Below are 16788 nucleotides of genomic sequence, written 5' to 3' on the forward strand. Positions count from 1 at the left end.
TTACGCAGCGCAAACTGCTACCGTGAGATAGGCTAAAGCATGCATGCTAGCATGCACTCAGATAAACATACTGTTTATTAGCCGACGCTATATTCAATTGCCGCTGCTATCGAAGTGATAACCTGTCCTTTGCGTCACTACTGTCGGTAAAGGTTGACTGCATGGTGGCGGAGCCAGAATATCGTTAATGAAGTGCTAAGGTGAGCAAGATGACAAAAATTGAATTTGCAGTGGGCAAGTTGGAGCCGCAAAAAAAACTGCAGCTGTCAGCTGGTTTTGAACGTCATAGTCACGGGTTGCAAGCCCCTGAGTACGAATGTGAGTGGCTCAACTGGACAGTAGTAGACGAGCAGGGCAAGTTGATTGGGGCACTGACCGGGCAGTTATTGTGGGATTGGCTCTATATTGATGAGCTATGGGTAGATGATAGTTGTCGTGGCACAGGGCTAGGTAAACAGCTGATGCAGGCTGCTGAGTCCTATGCCGCAGAGCTGCAGCTATCAGGTTTATGGTTATGGACTCAGAGCTGGCAAGCACCCGGTTTTTATCAACGTCTAGGGTTTATCGAGTTTACCCGCTTTGATGATTTTCCAAAGGGGCACAGTCGCATAGGTTTAAGAAAAACTCTGCTAGAGTAGGTTTTGTTGACAATCGTGTGCATCACTAGCCGAAGCATCGATTGCGCTTATGAACGAGGTACAGGGATGCCAAACTGGCTTTTTAACTTCAATAGTCGTCGCTTTGACATATTTTCTTTGCATCTATAAAGCGTCAGTAATAAATTCCTGCATTTATCCAGACTAAAGGGTGATTGAAGCCGGAATTCGGCTTTGTTAAATTGCTAACACCATCAAATTTAGTAAAGTTTTAATTAATGCTTTAGGTAATTTATTGTGATGGATATTACGAGAAATTCGACGTGTTAGGGTGATACAGAGAATATATATGACACTTGGGATGTTAGTTTTTCTTTCAGTTGTACATATCGCAGTTTGGTGTGTGAGTCCTTTTGTTTTTATCTTTGCTATATTTCAACAGAGTGAATTTGAACTTTCTAAGAGTGGCGCAGACATTGGTCTGATTCTATAGCTGGCATATTCAATTTCGACAACCTAGCCTGCTAGCTTCCGTTCCTTAACTATGCAAGACATAACAATGATGACATTTGAGACTAGAAAAGTAGCGCCTAGCCACGCCGACTTTATCGCACTCGTTGATGAGCTAAATTTATCTCTTCGCCAAATTACTCGTGATTCCGGTGAGAGCTCTTTTGCATCTGATGCTTACGATTCATCGAAAGATGGATGTATTGTGGTTTATTTAAATGATAATCCGGTAGCTTGTGGCGTGTTTCGATATCACGAAAATGAAGTTTGTGAATTGAAACGAATGTACTCTCGTAGACCTGGCGCTGGCGCTGGCGCTTATTTACTAAAACAGCTCGAGAACTATGCCGTAGAGAAGGGCTACCGAAAAGCTGTGCTTTCTACACGTAGAGTTAACTTAAAGGCGTTGAGTTTCTATGAGCGTAACTCTTATTCACAGTCACGTGCGTACGGGAGATATGTTGGCATTAGCCGCTCCATTTGCCTTTCAAAGCTGCTGGTCATATAACATCAAACGATGGCAATAAATGTTTGGTTAAGTACTTAAAATGAGGAAAAGGAAGTCATGTCATCACTAATAGGCAGTATGGTCAGCGTAGTATTAGTCTGGGCCATTGTTGCCTACATTTTTGTATTCGGATTTGCTCAAATTGAGTGGACTAGCTGGGAAGGAGGTTTACCTTGGTTAGCTGGTGTGGTTTTCCTGTTCGCTAGCGCGGGTTTTACATCGAAGTGGTTAATGACTTCTGGGCTTAGTGAAAACTACTGGTTTATTTTATAGGGTAATCCATGAGAAAAAGGCATTTAAGAATTACAATGGAGATACTTTTGGGGGATAGTAATTGATAGGTAGTATGTTAGTTTTTTGGAGATAGAAGCTAACTAAGTTATGGCTTATAAAAGGATTTATTTGCCGCGTTGAAAGGTATTTAAGGAGGAAGTATGACCTGTTTAATTGATGGCCTACGATTTGGTTCAGACAGTAAAGAAGCGATACGAGAAATGCGGGAGTTAACCAAGCGAGCAAATTGGTTGACTATTACATTAGGACTTTCTGTGCTGAATGATATTTTTACCAAAAACGGACCTGTATCAGCATCCTACAAAATAAAGACTACTGATTTCGAGTTACTTGGTAAGGCTATGGCTTCCTCCACACCTATTCTTAGGCGCAAAACAAGTGACATTGCTGGCGAAATGGTAATTTTAAAATCAAGTGAACTTTCGCAAAATGAGCTGAAATTCTGGAGGTGTGTTTATAATGAAACACGTTAGCTTTCAAAGCCTTATATTCGGTGTAGTAATGAGTTTCGATGCTGTAGCGCAGCCAGAGCATTATAGCGAGTATGAACTAAAAGTTTCAGATTGTATTAGACTTGAAAAACAAAAACAGCCAGTCATGGCTGTTGATTTAAAAAGCTTTAAGCGTGATGAAGTTGCTGAGAGTATTTTTTACTTAAAAGAGAAGCGGATTGTAGACTGCTCAGCCCACGCAGAGTTAATCTCACTCGCACATTCTTTGCAAAGCTCTTCTTTTAACATTGATAGTTTAAAACTCCAATATTTGTCTTTAGAAATGATTGCTAAGGAAGAGAAGTTTCAAAGGCTCCCGCTAGATTTCCGTAACGACTTTATAAAGGCAGTTGAAGGTAAAAGCCTTGAGATTAACTTACTCGATTTATTTGACGAGATTGATGACCTAATTTCAAAGTAGATGACAATTTTTGTTGTAATTAAAAAACGCCGATAGTTAATATCGGCGTTTTTTATTGATAGCGTTCGACAAACTAATGAACTAGCTCTTCGCTGGAATGCGCTCTAGCACAGCAAGTAGCAGTTTCCAGTATTGATCGACCGTTTCAATTAATACTTTTTCATCTGGACTATGTGGGTAGCGAATGGTGGGGCCAATTGAAACCATGTCCATCTCTGGGTAAGGTTTCTTAAATAAGCCACACTCTAAACCTGCGTGGATCACCATGATCACAGGCTCTTTGTTGTAGATGGCTTCATAGGTATCTTTGACTATCGCCATGACTGGTGAGCTGTTATCTGGCTTCCAGCCTGGGTAGGCGCCACTGAACTCTACTTCTGCGCCCGCTAAGCGGCTAAGTGCCGTTAGGGTTCCCTCTACTTGCTCACGGCCTGAGTCAATCAATGAGCGGATCAGGCAAAGTATTTCAACAGACTCAGCCTCAGTGCTAATGACACCCACGTTAAGTGATGTTTCCGTTACACCTTCTACTTCATCACTCATGCGGATAACCCCGTTTGGCGCTGCATTGAGTAGATTAAGTAAACTGTCTTGAGTGGCTTCACTCATCACTTGGGTGGCGGCATCCGTTGCGGTTAATGTCATCTGCATGTCTGGATCGGCGATGGCTAGCTCTTCACGAATTAGCTGAGTGTACGATTCAATCAGTGCGTGCAGGCGCTCTACATTGTCACTTGGGATCATAAAGCTGACGTTAGCTTCGCGTGGAATCGCGTTACGCAGTGAACCGCCGCTAAATGCGGTGAGTTCAATCGCTAGCTCATCGGCATAATCAAACAAGAAACGAGCCAATAGCTTGTTGGCATTACCGCGGCCAAGGTGAATGTTAACGCCAGAGTGACCGCCTTTTAGGCCAGATAAAGCTAAAGTAAAGGTTTGGTTGCTTGGCTCTGGTGCTTGCCATACTAGTGGTAGGCTAATTTGGGCATCCACGCCGCCAGCACAGCCCATGTAGATCTCACCCTCTTGCTCTGAATCAGTATTGATCAATATATCTGCATCTAAGTATCCAGATTCAAGGCCGAAAGCCCCGGTCATGCCGGCTTCTTCATCAATGGTCAGTAACACTTCAAGTGGGCCATGAACAATGCTATCGCTGCCCAACACCGCTAAAGCCGATGCCATCCCGATGCCATTATCAGAACCTAAAGTGGTACCTTTGGCTTTTACCCAATCGCCATCGACATAGGCTTCAATGGGGTCTTTCTCAAAGTCGTGGACTTTATCGGCATTCTTTTGCGGCACCATATCGATGTGGGCTTGCAGCGCGACCGTTTTGCGGTTTTCCATGCCGGCAGTGGCAGGTTTCTTGATGATAAGGTTGCCGACTTTATCTTCGACAACTTCAAGTTGTTTTTCTTTTGCCCAGTTTTGAATGTAGGCACTTAATGCTTGTTCATGCTTTGATGGATGTGGTATTGCACAGATCTGTTCGAACCATTGCCAAAGTGGTTGTGGTTGTAATTGACTAAGTGTGGCCACAGATAACTCCCCTATAGAAAACGATAACGAGGTCAAATTTGGCCTAGTCTATCACAGTCTTTGCTCGCTGTAGGCCTTGGCTGGTCTATGAAAAATGTTCACTGTCATACTAAGTTTCCAGCCTTGATATCACCACCTGCAAAAGCGGTTGGCTTTAACCGCAATACAGTCAATAATGCACAGCAAATGTGATAAAAGACACAAGCAGAAGGAATAGATATGGCTCAGATAAACTATGTCAGTGTTAACGACCCTCAAGCAATTTTTGAAGGTGAGGGTTGGGATGCTGTGGTGGTGGTCGCCACTGATGTGTCGACATTGGGGATTGACGAAATTACTTTGCTTGCAGGCCATGGTGCCAATATTGATCACCGTGTTGGTCGCAGTGCCACAATGTTACTTGCACCGGGTCTAGCCGGTGGTCGACTCATTATCTCTCCAGTGCTTAATAGTGGTGACGATTACGCTGACGTGCGTGTATACAGTGATGCTGCTCGTGCGGGGATTAATTTAGCCAAACAAGCGGGAGCGAAGAAACCGCTATTATTAGTGGCTAGTAATAGTGAACAGCAGTATCAGCATGCCATGCAAGTTGCCGCGTTAGCCGTAGGTCAAGAGTCATGGGTTGCGCTTGAGCGCCGTGAAGCCAGTGGTGATGTTAGTGACTTTGAGGCGATTGGGTTATTGGCATCAGACGATCAGTGCCAAGCGTTGAACGCAATTGAAGCGGGGCGAATTTTAGCAAGAGATCTGTGTGGCACAGAGCCTGAGCGTATGTCTGCACCGGCCTTCGCACAGTATTGCCTCGATGCTTATCAAGATTCTGACTTGAAGGTCTCGGTAGTAGAAGATAGAGATGTACTTGAGCGTGATTACCCGCTGCTAAGCGCAGTAGGTCGCAGCTCGTTTGCTGTTGCACGTCATCAACCGCGGGTTGTGAAAGTTGAATACTGCCCTGAAGGTGAGATTAACGCCACGTACCTGTTTGCCGGCAAAGGTGTGGTTTACGATACCGGTGGTGCTGATATCAAGATTGCGGGCGGGATGGCGGGCATGAGCCGCGACAAAGGTGGCGCAGCTGCTGTTGCTGGCTTGATGAAGACCTTGTCGATACTCAAACCTAAAGGTGTGCGAGTGGTTGCCGAGTTAGGCTTGGTTAGAAATAGCATCGGCAGTGAAGCTTTTGTAACCGATGAAATCATCACTAGTCACGCGGGTGTATCAGTGCGTATTGGTAATACTGATGCAGAAGGGCGCTTAGTATTAGCTGATTTATTGTCGCATTTGCGTGCGAAAGCCCAAACGGCCGTTGCACCGCAAATGTTCTCAGTGGCTACGTTAACAGGTCATGTTGTGAGAGCTTACGGTGGGTATACTGCGCTGGTTGAAAATAGTGTGGCTCGCCAACAAGGTGTTGCAGATAAAATGCAATCTATTGGTGAGAGTTGGGGTGAACCAGCAGAAGTGTCACGCTTACGCAAAGAAGATTTTAGTAAAATTGTCGATCCATCAGATGCTGCCGACTGTATTTCATCTAATAATGGTCCGTCTTCGGCCACGGCCCGTGGTCATCAATATCCCGCGGCGTTTTTGCTAAAAGCATCTGGGTTAGATCAGCATGCCTTACACAGTGCACAGCCCATTGCCTATACTCATATCGATATTGCCGGTAGCGCGACAGAAGGTGATCCTTTATACGGTAAACCGACCGCAGCGCCCTTAGTCGGCTTGTTTAATTACATTTTGTAATTTTACACCAAAAACAGTAAGGCCTAACTAACTATGCTGTAATGCACTGTTATTTAGGCCTTTGTTGTTTCTGTGCTTGTTTGTTATATGTTCGATATCGATAATTTTTTGTTGCAAAATTACGCAAAATAGCTTTTTTAAGGTTTTTTGAAAATAATTGTTGTAATAAAACTACATTTAGCTATAATCTCTCTCGTTGGTTAGGCAAGGTGTCTTCCACCTCTAAGTCTATCTAGGATTGATAACTCTCCAAGGAATCGAGCGACAAGTTGACTCTACGGTATTAGTGACTATTGACCCAGTGACCAATACGCAGTTTGACTAGAGTATTTATTTAACAACTTTGTTAGGAGTATTGACTATGTCTTACACTGGAACACAACACGTATATTGGCAGAATGCTTGGTTTGACACTAACGCGCTGCGTGGCGGGTTGTTTGCTATGAGCTTTAAGTAAGGGCTAATCACCCCTGAGTCGTTTGAACTTATCCCCCTATTTAAGTTCACTTGATTTTAAGTGGTTGCATCATCCATCAACCTTTTCCCCATTTGGGGTGTGTAGACTCAAGTTGTAAATTGATCCACCTTGGCGTCGATTTACCAGTGACATCCGCTAGCGCGGTAACATTTTCCTTTCGGAACACTTGAAAATGTCTTCGCCTGCTCATTGAGCAGGCTTTTTTTTGCCTAAAATTTACAGATAGGCCTGGTTATTTTTCTGATTGGTATTACCTGCCAGCTATCAAGTGGGGCTAAACAGCGTATTTCGCTGTTGGATTGGCATTAGTTAACTAAGTCACACTCTCTTATAACTAATTTCTTACATTTATCTCTGTTCGGTATATAATCAGCGCAGCCGAAAACGGCCCATGCGGCTGTTGGCAAGTACACCTACAAACCTAAAACGATAATAATTCAAGGAACCTTGTTCCATGTTAGAAAAACTGTTCAAACTAACTGAAAACCAAACGAGCTTGAAGCAGGAAGTGATTGCGGGGTTAACCACTTTCTTGACGATGGCCTACATTATTTTTGTTAACCCAATGATGTTAGCTGACGCCGGTATGGACCATGGCGCCGTATTTGTTGCTACCTGTTTAGCGGCCGCGTTAGGCTGTTTAATTATGGGATTAGTGGCAAATTATCCTATTGCACTGGCACCGGGCATGGGCTTAAACGCCTTTTTCACCTATACGGTTGTTGGCGAAATGGGTTACAGCTGGGAAACCGCACTCGGGGCGGTATTCTTATCTGGTATCTGCTTTTTGATCCTCTCTCTGGTGAAAATTAGAGAATGGATTGTAAATAGTATTCCTATGTCGCTGCGTTTGGGTATTGCTGCCGGTATTGGTCTGTTTCTAGCACTTATTGGCTTGAAAAGTGCCGGTATTGTTGTTGCCAGCCCAGCCACTTTAGTGACCATGGGGGATATCACCGCCTTTCCTGCGGTGATGGCAGTATTGGGCTTTTTCATGATTATTGCGTTAGTGCATCGTGGCATGAAATCAGCGGTCATTGTTTCAATTTTGTCGATCACGCTATTGGGCTTGCTATTTGGTGATGTGCAATACAATGGCATTGTCTCTGCACCACCGTCATTAGCGCCTACCTTTATGGCAATGGATCTCTCTTCGGTTTTAGAGATCAGCATGTTATCCGTGGTATTTGCATTTTTGTTTGTCGACCTATTTGATACATCAGGTACCTTAGTTGCGGTCGCGCAGCGCGGTGGTTTCCTCGATGATAAAGGCCGCTTGCCACGACTCAATCGTGCTTTAACCGCAGATAGCACCGCTACAATTGCTGGCGCGATGTTAGGTACGTCAACAACAACCAGTTACATCGAAAGTACCGCTGGCGTTAGTGCTGGTGGTCGTACCGGTTTAACGGCTGTGGTTGTAGGTATCATGTTCCTGCTTGCACTGTTTATTTCACCGCTTGCGGGTATGGTGCCGGCCTATGCGACTGCGGGAACCTTGTTTTATGTGGCTATCTTGATGATGTCAGGTCTAGTGCACGTAGAATGGGAAGACTTAACTGAAGCTGCGCCTGTGGTTGTGGTCTGTATCTTGATGCCACTCACGTTCTCGATTGCCACCGGCATTGCCATGGGCTTCATCTCTTATGCCGTTATCAAATTATTTAGCGGTCGCTACAAAGATTTGAGTGCTGGGGTTGTAATATTAGCTGCACTATTTATTGCTAAATTCATCTATGGATAATTTAGTCTTCAAATGGTGCTAATTTTAGCCATTTTATTAAGGGTCATCAATTCGATGGCCCTTTTTAATGCAGTTATCGCAACTAAAACCGGATAAATTATCATAATCAACGCTACGGCTATCAATTTATCACTAGATTGGGTATAACCCTAAACCCGACATTTTTTCTTCGAAAGTAGCATGAATTCTAGTGAGACTGGTTACCGCCGGGTGGTGGTAAAGTTAGGTACCAGTGTACTGACCTCTGGTTCAAACAAATTGGACCGTGCCCACATGGTCGAATTAGCCAGACAAATGGCGCAAATGATGCAATCCGGTGTCGAGGTGGTGTTGTGCACATCTGGCGCAATTGCCGCTGGACGCGAACATTTGGGCTATCCCGAACTTGCCGATACCATGGCGAACAAACAGTTACTGGCGGCAGTGGGTCAAAGTCAACTTATTCTCGCTTGGTCGCAGTTGTTTGCGATTTATGGTTTGCATGTGGGGCAACTGCTGCTCACTCGCGCCGATCTACATGACCGTGAACGCTATCTTAATGCCCGCGACTCGCTCAATGCGCTACTTGCACAAGGTATCATTCCAATTATCAACGAGAACGATGCAGTGGCCACCACTGAAATTAAGGTGGGTGACAATGATAATTTGTCAGCACGGGCTGCATTGTTGTGCGATGCCGATTTATTGATTTTACTGACCGACCAAACAGGTCTGTTTGATGCCGATCCTCGCAGTAACCCTGATGCCAAGCTGATTAAACAAGTGGTCAATATTGATGACAGCTTACGTATGCTTGCGGGTGGTGCAGTATCTGGCTTAGGTACAGGCGGCATGGCCACTAAGCTTGAAGCCGCTGACATAGCTCGACGCGCGGGTGTTGAGGTGGTGATTGCTTCGGGACATCATCAAGATGTGATAGCCAAGTCGGTCACAAAGCAACAAGTCGGTACCCATTTTACCGCGCTTGAAAACCCACTAGAGAGCCGTAAACAGTGGATCTTAGCTGGCCCTGCAACCAAAGGTAGCTTAGTGCTAGACAGCGGCGCCATTAATGCCGTAACCGCCAAAGGTCGAAGCTTGCTGTCTAAAGGCGTGATTGCCGTAAAGGGACAGTTTGAGCGCGGTGCGACCCTGCAAATTGTCGATGAAGCCGGACGTGAACATGGCCGCGGTATGACACGGTATAGTTCGCGAGACTTAAACTTAATAGCCGGTCAACATTCCGATGAGATTGAAGCCTTGCTAGGGTACGACTACGGTGATGCGGTCGTGCATCGCAATGACATGGTTGTGTTGTAAAACAAAAAATTCTAGTTTAAATAATGAGGTAAAAACCACTGTGAGTGAACAGCAAAGTGAATACCTGACATCGCTGGGTCAACAAGCTAAGCAAGCCAGCTACGCTTTAGCAAATTTAACTGGTCAGCAAAAGCAGCAGTTACTGAGCGCGATTGCTGAGCAGCTAAAGGTAGATGCAGATAAGATAGTTGCAGCAAACAGCCAAGATGTTGCGCAGGCTAAACAAAATGGTCTCAATGATGCCATGATTGACAGGCTGCTACTGGATCACCCTCGTTTAGCTGCGGTGATTGCCGATATAGATAATGTCATTAACCTTGCCGACCCCGTTGGAACTGAACTTGAAAGCCAGTTACTCGACAATGGTTTGCGCCTGTCACGTCGCCGCGTGCCACTGGGTGTTATTGGCGTGATATACGAAGCCCGTCCTAATGTCACGGTTGATATTGCTGTGCTTGCCTTAAAGACAGGTAATGCTGTGATTTTAAGAGGTGGTAAAGAGACATTGCAGTCAAACTTGGCCATTAGTAGCAGTATTCGTCAGGCGGTTGTGGCTCAAGGGTTGCCGGCAGATGTTGTGCAGTTGATTGCCAATCCCGACCGAGCGTTAGTGAGTGGCTTACTTAAGCTTGACCGTTATGTCGATATGATTGTGCCGCGCGGTGGTCAGAATTTGCAGCGCCTCTGCGCCGAACAAGCGACGATTCCGGTTATTTTAGGTGGCATTGGTATTTGCCATTTATATGTCGACAGTGCAGCCAATTTAAGTCAATCAGTTGCTGTGATCATTAATGCTAAAGTGCAGCGTCCGACAGTGTGCAATGCGCTGGATACTGTGCTGGTTCACCAGTCTGTTGCTTCAGAGTTATTAGCGGAACTCTTTGCCGCGTTACAGGCGCAGCAGGTCAAAATTTACGCTTGTGCTGCAACCCAAGCGTTGGCGGCTCAGTTGTCTGTGACAGTTGAGCAGGCTGATAGCGACACCTATGGCCAAGAGTGGTTAGGCTTGAGTTTGAATATCCGAATTGTCGATGATATCAGTGCTGCCGTGGCTCATATTCGCCAGTACTCTAGCGGTCACTCAGAAGGTATTTTAACCGATAGTCTGCAAGCTTCGGCGCAGTTCATTAATGAGGTGGACTCGGCGGCGGTTTATGTCAACGCTAGCACGCGCTTTACCGATGGCGGCCAGTTCGGCTTAGGGGCTGAAGTGGCGGTATCCACACAAAAGTTACATGCCAGAGGCCCAATGGGGCTTGAAGCTTTAACCACTTATAAGTGGATTGGTGTCGGAGATTATACCCCGCGTAGCTAAGCGCCACACCGAGCTAGGGTTAGCCTCATCACCGGGTTAATCCTAGCTATGTTTTACTGCCAGCCTTGCTATTGACCTCATAATGCTCTCCTTGTTGTTCTTGATGCTTGAAGTTGTATTTACCTTTGTATTTACCTTTGTATTTATTCCCGCGCATTGCGAGCTGTCTGTAACTCGTTAATCTCGTCATATACATTTGTGTCCCACTGATGTCGCTTTGTAATTGTTTGTGATTTTAACCAACTATTAATTGTCTTGGTTATAATCTGGCGTACGCTCCCGTCACTCTGGCATCTGTTTATCTTTATCTTATTGTTATTAAATGATTTTAAATTTTGGCCTGAGACTTGCTTTACTAGAGACAACAACGGCTAGAATAGATAACGTAAAGGGATTCATATGAATAACGCACTAGGAAGATTCGCGACAGTATTAGTTTGTTTTTTAGGGTTAACGGTTTTTAGCGCGCAAGCTCAAGAGGGCAAGCAACTGCAGCAAAATTATAGTTATCATGGCCAAGCTGTGGTGCTCGATATTGAGGTTGGCCGTGTTGAAGTGATCGCCACGGATGAGTCAGAAGTGCGGGTGGAGGTGGAAGTGGTTGCCTCGCAATCTAGCTGGTTTAACATGTGGCAGCAAGGTGATGTTAGTGAGATTGAAATTGATGCTGATGAACAAAATGACCGCCTAGTGCTAAAACTTAACCATCAAGATGATCTGAAGCAAAACTGGCGTGTGTATTTGCCACGGGATGCGGCAACCGATGTCGATATAGGAATTGGTGAAGTCGAAGTCGCGGGTCTTGAGAATGACTTGGCGATTGACCTTGGTGTAGGTAGGGTTGTGGTGAACAATCAGCATCGTTATCGTGACATTGAGTTGTCATCTGGTGTGGGCGAAGTGCAAGTGCGTCATAACGGTGAGAAGGTCAAAGTTGACCAAGCATTAGTAAGTCAAAGCTACGAGCAAAGCTCTGCAACGGGTCAGTATCAATTACTCGTGAGCGTTGGTGTTGGTCAGGTCGAAGTCAGCTATTAGTGGATTAATCTTGCGGCTTTATCTAGACGTTAATTAACAAAACGCCCTAACTTATGTTAGGGCGTTTTTGTTTAGGCTTCATTTACTACAGTTTGTGGTTTGCTTCTTCGCTTCGCTATCTGCGGTAAAATTTGTTGCAATGCGAGTGCCGTTAAAATGAGCCCTAAACCGATAAAGGTTGAGCGAGTAATGGCTTCTTGCAAAATCCACGAGATAAAACCAATGGATAAAACTGGTGTGATAAATACCAATGTACTCATTGATGCGGTTCTATCTGCTTTTTTAAGTGCGATAAGCCACAGCACAAAAGTAATTCCCATTTCAAACAAGCCGACATAAATTGCCGCAGCAAACGCTTGGGGGTTCCAACTTGGCAAACCTTGAGTCATCAGAAGTGCCAGGCAGATAAAAGGCAAGCCAACCACAAAGCTAAGCAACAGGCTGACGATAGGGTCACCTTTGTCTTTGGTATTCACAATCCAATACAAACACCACAGTAAGGTACTAGTTAAAGCCAGTAATACGCCAGTTGCGCTGTCAAAGGCAAAATCGGTTATTTGGCCATTGGTGGCAATAATAAATACCCCAAGATAAGCAATCAAAGCTGCAGTCACGTCACTTTTTCTTAGCTTTTGTCCGAGCAAGGGCACTGCTAAAAGTGGCAGCAGGATTGCCCAGGTATAGTTAAGCGAAAGCGCTTGCTGTGCCGGCAGCAAAGAATAGGCCTTAAACAACACCAGATAGTAGAGAAAGGGGTTGAGTAAACCCGTCTGCAAATAAAATAGTGGCCGCTGGATAAACTGCTGGGTGATTAAATGGGTTTTCTTTTGTATTAATAGCACGCCGCTGAGTGCCACAATGGAGGTGACGACGGCGATGAGTACCAGCTGTAACGGCGAATAATGGGCAAGTGCTAACTTAAAGGCTGTTGCGACGGTTGACCATAATACGATGGCACCGAGACCAAATAAATAGGCTTGATTTGACTGCTTCAATTTCATTTCTCACTACACGAGACAACTTAGGTATAAGTGGTGATGGCACTTAACCTCTCCAGATTGCATGCAGTATACCAAAACAGTTGTTGCAATGGTGTGGCAAAGTTCAAAAAAGTATAGATTTTTACAAAATTTGTTTTTCTGCCCTTGTAAAGACCAGAAGCGTCCCAATATAGGGGGTAAGGAAAGATTTTGGTGGCAAAAATTAGGGCTTGAAATTGTAATCGCCCAGCCCCATATCTGAATCATCAAACAAGTTTAGCGTTATATAAAGTTTTTTGGAGGACTCCATGGGTAAAATTATTGGTATCGATTTAGGTACAACCAACTCTTGTGTTGCAGTATTAGATGGTGACAAAGCACGCGTTCTAGAAAATGCTGAAGGCGATCGCACTACTCCGTCGATTATTGCTTATACAGGTGAAGAAGTACTAGTTGGTCAGCCTGCGAAACGCCAAGCTGTAACTAACCCAACGAATACCTTCTTTGCAATTAAGCGTCTTATCGGTCGTCGTTTTAAAGATGACGAAGTACAGCGTGACGTTGACATCATGCCGTTCAAAATCATTGGTGCAGACAATGGTGATGCATGGGTTGAAGCGCACGGTAAGAAAATGGCGCCGCCACAAGTTTCAGCTGAAACTTTGAAGAAAATGAAGAAAACAGCAGAAGACTTCTTAGGTGAAGAAGTGACTGAAGCTGTTATCACAGTCCCTGCATACTTTAACGATTCTCAGCGTCAAGCAACTAAAGATGCTGGCCGTATTGCGGGTCTAGAAGTTAAGCGTATCATCAACGAGCCAACAGCAGCAGCACTGGCTTACGGTATTGATAAGAAGCAAGGCGATAACATCGTTGCGGTATACGATTTAGGTGGTGGTACATTTGATATCTCTATCATTGAAATCGATAGCGTTGATGGCGAGCAAACTTTTGAAGTACTTGCGACTAACGGTGACACTCACTTAGGTGGTGAAGATTTCGATAACCGTTTGATCAACTACTTAGCAGATGAGTTCAAGAAAGAGCAGTCACTAGACTTGCGTAACGATCCGCTAGCGATGCAGCGTCTTAAAGAAGCGGCAGAAAAAGCGAAGATTGAACTATCAAGCACAACGCAAACTGAAGTTAACCTGCCTTACATCACTGCTGATGCAACAGGCCCTAAGCACTTAGTGGTTAAAATCACTCGTGCTAAGTTAGAGTCTTTAGTTGAAGATTTGATTACTCGTTCACTAGAGCCACTAAAAGTTGCCCTAGCAGATGCTGACCTTTCAGTATCAGATATCAACGAAGTCATTCTAGTGGGTGGCCAAACACGTATGCCTAAAGTACGTGAAGAAGTTTCATCTTTCTTCGGCAAAGAGCTTCGCCAAGATGTTAACCCAGATGAAGCCGTTGCTATTGGTGCAGCAGTACAAGCTGGTGTACTTGCCGGTGATGTGAAAGACGTACTATTACTTGACGTTACGCCTCTGTCTCTAGGTATTGAGACTATGGGTAGCGTAATGACTAAGCTGATTGAGAAAAACACCACAATTCCAACTAAGGCATCGCAAACTTTCTCAACTGCAGATGATAACCAAAGTGCAGTAACAATTCATGTACTTCAGGGTGAGCGTAAGCAATCGAGCGGCAACAAGTCTCTTGGTCAGTTTAACCTTGAAGGTATTGAACCTGCACCACGTGGCATGCCACAAATTGAAGTGGCTTTCGATATCGATGCTGATGGTATCTTGCACGTATCGGCAACCGATAAGAAAACCGGTAAAGCTCAGAATATCACCATTAAAGCCTCTTCTGGTCTAAGTGATGAAGAAGTTGATGCAATGGTTCGTGATGCAGAAGCGCACGCAGATGAAGATGCTAAGTTTGAAGAGCTAGTTACAGCACGTAACCAAGCTGATGGCATGGTTCACGCGACTAAGAAGCAGATCGAAGAAGCTGGTGAAGCATTACCAAGCGACGAGAAAGAAAAAATCGAAGCGGCAATGGCTAATGTTGAAACTGCAGTAAAAGGCAATGACAAAGAAGCGATTGAAAAATCAACTCAAGAGCTAATGGAAGCATCAGCTAAGTTGATGGAAATTGCTCAAGCTAAAGCACAAGCACAGCAAGGTGAAGCTGCTCCAGAAGGCGAAGCGCAAGCGTCTAAGCCTGAAGATGATGTAGTTGATGCTGAGTTTGAAGAAGTAAAAGATGACAAGAAATAATCGAGGCTAACCCCTAAATTATTTAGTACGGGCGTTAGGGGAGACTCTAACGCCCGTTGTCGCAAGTTAAGCTATCACTTCAGCCAACAAAGCGTGAGATTATGTCAAAGCGAGATTATTACGAAGTATTAGGTGTCGGACGCGATGCCAGTGAACGTGAAATTAAGAAGTCGTATAAACGACTTGCTATGAAATTTCACCCGGACCGCAATCCAGGTGACAAAACCGCAGAGAAGAACTTCAAAGAAGCTAAAGAAGCTTATGAAATTCTAACCGACAGCGATAAGAAAGCGGCTTATGACCAGTTTGGTCATGCTGGCGTCGATCCTAATCGCGGCGGTGGTGGCTTCGGCGGCGGTGGCGCAGACTTTGGCGATGTGTTCGGCGATGTATTTGGCGATATATTTGGTGGTGGCCGTCGCGGTGGCGGGCAACGTCAAGCTGCCCGTGGTAGTGACTTACGTTACAACCTAGAGCTGTCGCTTGAAGAAGCCGTGAAAGGCTTAAGCAAAGAACTACGCATCCCAACTTTAGTAGGTTGTGATAGCTGTGATGGTAGCGGAGCCAAGAAAGGTTCTTCACCCACCACATGTGGCACCTGTCATGGTCAAGGCCAAGTTCAGATGCGCCAAGGGTTCTTTGCCGTTCAGCAAGCATGTCCAACCTGTCATGGTCGCGGTAAAATCATCAAAGACCCTTGTAATAAGTGTCATGGTGAAGGCCGTGTTGAAAAGAGCAAAACTCTTTCGGTTAAAATTCCTGCGGGTGTTGATACCGGTGACCGTATTCGATTATCTGGTGAAGGTGAAGCTGGCGAGTTTGGCGCACCACCGGGTGATTTATATGTTCAGGTAACAGTCAGAGAACATGCTATTTTTGTGCGTGATGGTAACAACCTATATTGCGAAGTGCCGATCTCTTTCAGCACTGCGGCATTAGGTGGTGAAATCGAAGTGCCAACATTAGATGGCAAAGTGAACCTGAAAATACCTTCAGAGACACAAACTGGACGTATGTTCCGTATGCGCGGTAAAGGTGTTAAGTCGGTACGTAGCCATGCCGTTGGCGACTTACTGTGTAAAGTTGTCATGGAAACGCCGGTTAATTTGAGCGATAAGCAAAAAGAACTGCTGCGTGAATTCGACGAAACACTTACTGGTTCATCTAAAAAGCACAGCCCTAAGGCTGAAGGCTTCTTTGATGGTGTGAAGAAGTTCTTTCAAGACTTAAACAGCTAAATATAGTTGTTGTTAATAAAGCCTCGCCTAGCGAGGCTTTTTTTTGCCTGGGTGTGTCCCGTCCTGAGATAAGTTGACACTTTGGAGACTTATCTATGAAACCTTCAAGCACAATTAGCATTAAACGTACACAACGTGATTACACATTAGGCTTTAAATTAGCCGTTGTCAGTCAAGTAGAAAAAGGCGAGCTAACCTATAAGCAAGCTCAACAGCACTACGGTATTCAAGGTCGAAGTACGGTCCTTACATGGTTAAGAAAGCATGGTAGATTAGACTGGACGCAACCCATGGAGCACTCTCCTATGTCTAAATCTAAAGAAACACCTGCCCAGAAAATCAAACGATTAGAGA

General features: G+C 44.9%; 14 protein-coding genes and 1 pseudogene. 13 read left to right on the forward strand and 2 right to left on the reverse strand.

Translation table 11 applies throughout. The features are described from left to right. Positions 1–209: 209 nt before the first annotated feature. The 5 genes from L865_RS0117805 (at position 210) to L865_RS0117825 (ending at position 2820) form a co-directional block, all read left to right on the forward strand. Positions 210–638, forward strand: a complete 429-nt coding sequence (locus tag L865_RS0117805) for a GNAT family N-acetyltransferase (RefSeq protein ID WP_028774485.1) — start codon at positions 210–212, stop codon at positions 636–638. Positions 639–1155: 517 nt separating this feature from the next. Then, a complete protein-coding gene (locus L865_RS0117810) occupies positions 1156–1614 on the forward strand; it encodes a GNAT family N-acetyltransferase (protein WP_211237712.1) in 459 nt (152 codons plus the stop codon). 57 nt (positions 1615–1671) lie between these two features. Next, positions 1672–1887, forward strand: coding sequence for a hypothetical protein (locus L865_RS0117815; protein WP_028774487.1), 216 nt, complete (start codon positions 1672–1674; stop codon positions 1885–1887). A 161-nt stretch (positions 1888–2048) separates the two neighbouring features. After that, positions 2049–2381, forward strand: a complete 333-nt coding sequence (locus L865_RS0117820; RefSeq protein ID WP_028774488.1) for a hypothetical protein — start codon at positions 2049–2051, stop codon at positions 2379–2381. After that, the gene (locus L865_RS0117825; RefSeq protein WP_028774489.1) at positions 2368–2820 is read left to right on the forward strand and encodes a hypothetical protein; all 453 of its coding nucleotides are present in this window, start codon (positions 2368–2370) and stop codon (positions 2818–2820) included. Before L865_RS0117820 ends, L865_RS0117825 begins: the two co-directional genes overlap by 14 nt. Positions 2821–2901: 81 nt before the next feature. Here the strand turns inward: L865_RS0117825 and L865_RS0117830 are convergent, their stop codons facing one another. After that, the gene (locus L865_RS0117830; RefSeq protein ID WP_028774490.1) at positions 2902–4362 is read right to left on the reverse strand and encodes an aminoacyl-histidine dipeptidase; all 1461 of its coding nucleotides are present in this window, start codon (positions 4360–4362) and stop codon (positions 2902–2904) included. A 219-nt stretch (positions 4363–4581) separates the two neighbouring features. On the opposite strand from L865_RS0117830, the gene L865_RS0117840 reads away from it, so the two are divergent. The 5 genes from L865_RS0117840 (at position 4582) to L865_RS24140 (ending at position 11985) form a co-directional block, all read left to right on the forward strand. Then, the gene (locus L865_RS0117840; RefSeq protein WP_028774491.1) at positions 4582–6111 is read left to right on the forward strand and encodes a M17 family metallopeptidase; all 1530 of its coding nucleotides are present in this window, start codon (positions 4582–4584) and stop codon (positions 6109–6111) included. Positions 6112–7043: 932 nt separating this feature from the next. Further along, on the forward strand, positions 7044–8333 hold the full coding sequence (locus L865_RS0117850) for an NCS2 family permease (protein ID WP_028774492.1): 1290 nt from the start codon (positions 7044–7046) through the stop codon (positions 8331–8333). Between the two features lie 180 nt (positions 8334–8513). Beyond that, positions 8514–9632, forward strand: a complete 1119-nt coding sequence (gene proB / locus L865_RS0117855) for a glutamate 5-kinase (protein ID WP_028774493.1) — start codon at positions 8514–8516, stop codon at positions 9630–9632. A gap of 40 nt (positions 9633–9672) precedes the next feature. Then, positions 9673–10947 carry a glutamate-5-semialdehyde dehydrogenase gene (locus tag L865_RS0117860; protein WP_028774494.1) on the forward strand — a complete coding sequence of 425 codons (1275 nt, stop codon included), beginning with the start codon at positions 9673–9675 and terminating at the stop codon, positions 10945–10947. Positions 10948–11346: 399 nt separating this feature from the next. Next, positions 11347–11985: a hypothetical protein gene (locus L865_RS24140; RefSeq protein ID WP_051484685.1), complete on the forward strand. Its 639-nt coding sequence runs from the start codon at positions 11347–11349 to the stop codon at positions 11983–11985. A 71-nt stretch (positions 11986–12056) separates the two neighbouring features. On the opposite strand, the gene L865_RS0117875 is transcribed toward L865_RS24140, so the two are convergent. Next, the gene (locus L865_RS0117875; RefSeq protein WP_028774495.1) at positions 12057–12980 is read right to left on the reverse strand and encodes a DMT family transporter; all 924 of its coding nucleotides are present in this window, start codon (positions 12978–12980) and stop codon (positions 12057–12059) included. Positions 12981–13273: 293 nt separating this feature from the next. Between L865_RS0117875 and dnaK the strand changes: the two genes are divergently transcribed. The 3 genes and pseudogenes from dnaK to L865_RS0117895 form a co-directional block, all read left to right on the forward strand. Beyond that, on the forward strand, positions 13274–15196 hold the full coding sequence (dnaK, locus tag L865_RS0117885; RefSeq protein ID WP_028774497.1) for a molecular chaperone DnaK: 1923 nt from the start codon (positions 13274–13276) through the stop codon (positions 15194–15196). A gap of 101 nt (positions 15197–15297) precedes the next feature. Continuing rightward, entirely contained in the window at positions 15298–16434 is a 1137-nt protein-coding gene (dnaJ, locus tag L865_RS0117890; protein ID WP_028774498.1) for a molecular chaperone DnaJ, read from the forward strand. Between the two features lie 95 nt (positions 16435–16529). Further along, a pseudogene (locus L865_RS0117895) lies at positions 16530–16788 on the forward strand (helix-turn-helix domain-containing protein); the annotation flags it as partial.

Source organism: Shewanella waksmanii ATCC BAA-643 (genome assembly GCF_000518805.1).
Classification (GTDB): Bacteria; Pseudomonadota; Gammaproteobacteria; order Enterobacterales; family Shewanellaceae; genus Shewanella; species Shewanella waksmanii.

Coding starts and splice junctions, on each gene's coding strand:
- proB (WP_028774493.1), top strand. CDS start 8,514: ATGAATTCTAGTGAGACTGGTTACCGCCGGGTGGTGGTAAAGTTAGGT.
- L865_RS0117840 (WP_028774491.1), top strand. CDS start 4,582: ATGGCTCAGATAAACTATGTCAGTGTTAACGACCCTCAAGCAATTTTT.
- dnaJ (WP_028774498.1), top strand. CDS start 15,298: ATGTCAAAGCGAGATTATTACGAAGTATTAGGTGTCGGACGCGATGCC.
- L865_RS0117815 (WP_028774487.1), top strand. CDS start 1,672: ATGTCATCACTAATAGGCAGTATGGTCAGCGTAGTATTAGTCTGGGCC.
- L865_RS24140 (WP_051484685.1), top strand. CDS start 11,347: ATGAATAACGCACTAGGAAGATTCGCGACAGTATTAGTTTGTTTTTTA.
- L865_RS0117850 (WP_028774492.1), top strand. CDS start 7,044: ATGTTAGAAAAACTGTTCAAACTAACTGAAAACCAAACGAGCTTGAAG.
- L865_RS0117825 (WP_028774489.1), top strand. CDS start 2,368: ATGAAACACGTTAGCTTTCAAAGCCTTATATTCGGTGTAGTAATGAGT.
- L865_RS0117810 (WP_211237712.1), top strand. CDS start 1,156: ATGATGACATTTGAGACTAGAAAAGTAGCGCCTAGCCACGCCGACTTT.
- L865_RS0117820 (WP_028774488.1), top strand. CDS start 2,049: ATGACCTGTTTAATTGATGGCCTACGATTTGGTTCAGACAGTAAAGAA.
- L865_RS0117805 (WP_028774485.1), top strand. CDS start 210: ATGACAAAAATTGAATTTGCAGTGGGCAAGTTGGAGCCGCAAAAAAAA.
- dnaK (WP_028774497.1), top strand. CDS start 13,274: ATGGGTAAAATTATTGGTATCGATTTAGGTACAACCAACTCTTGTGTT.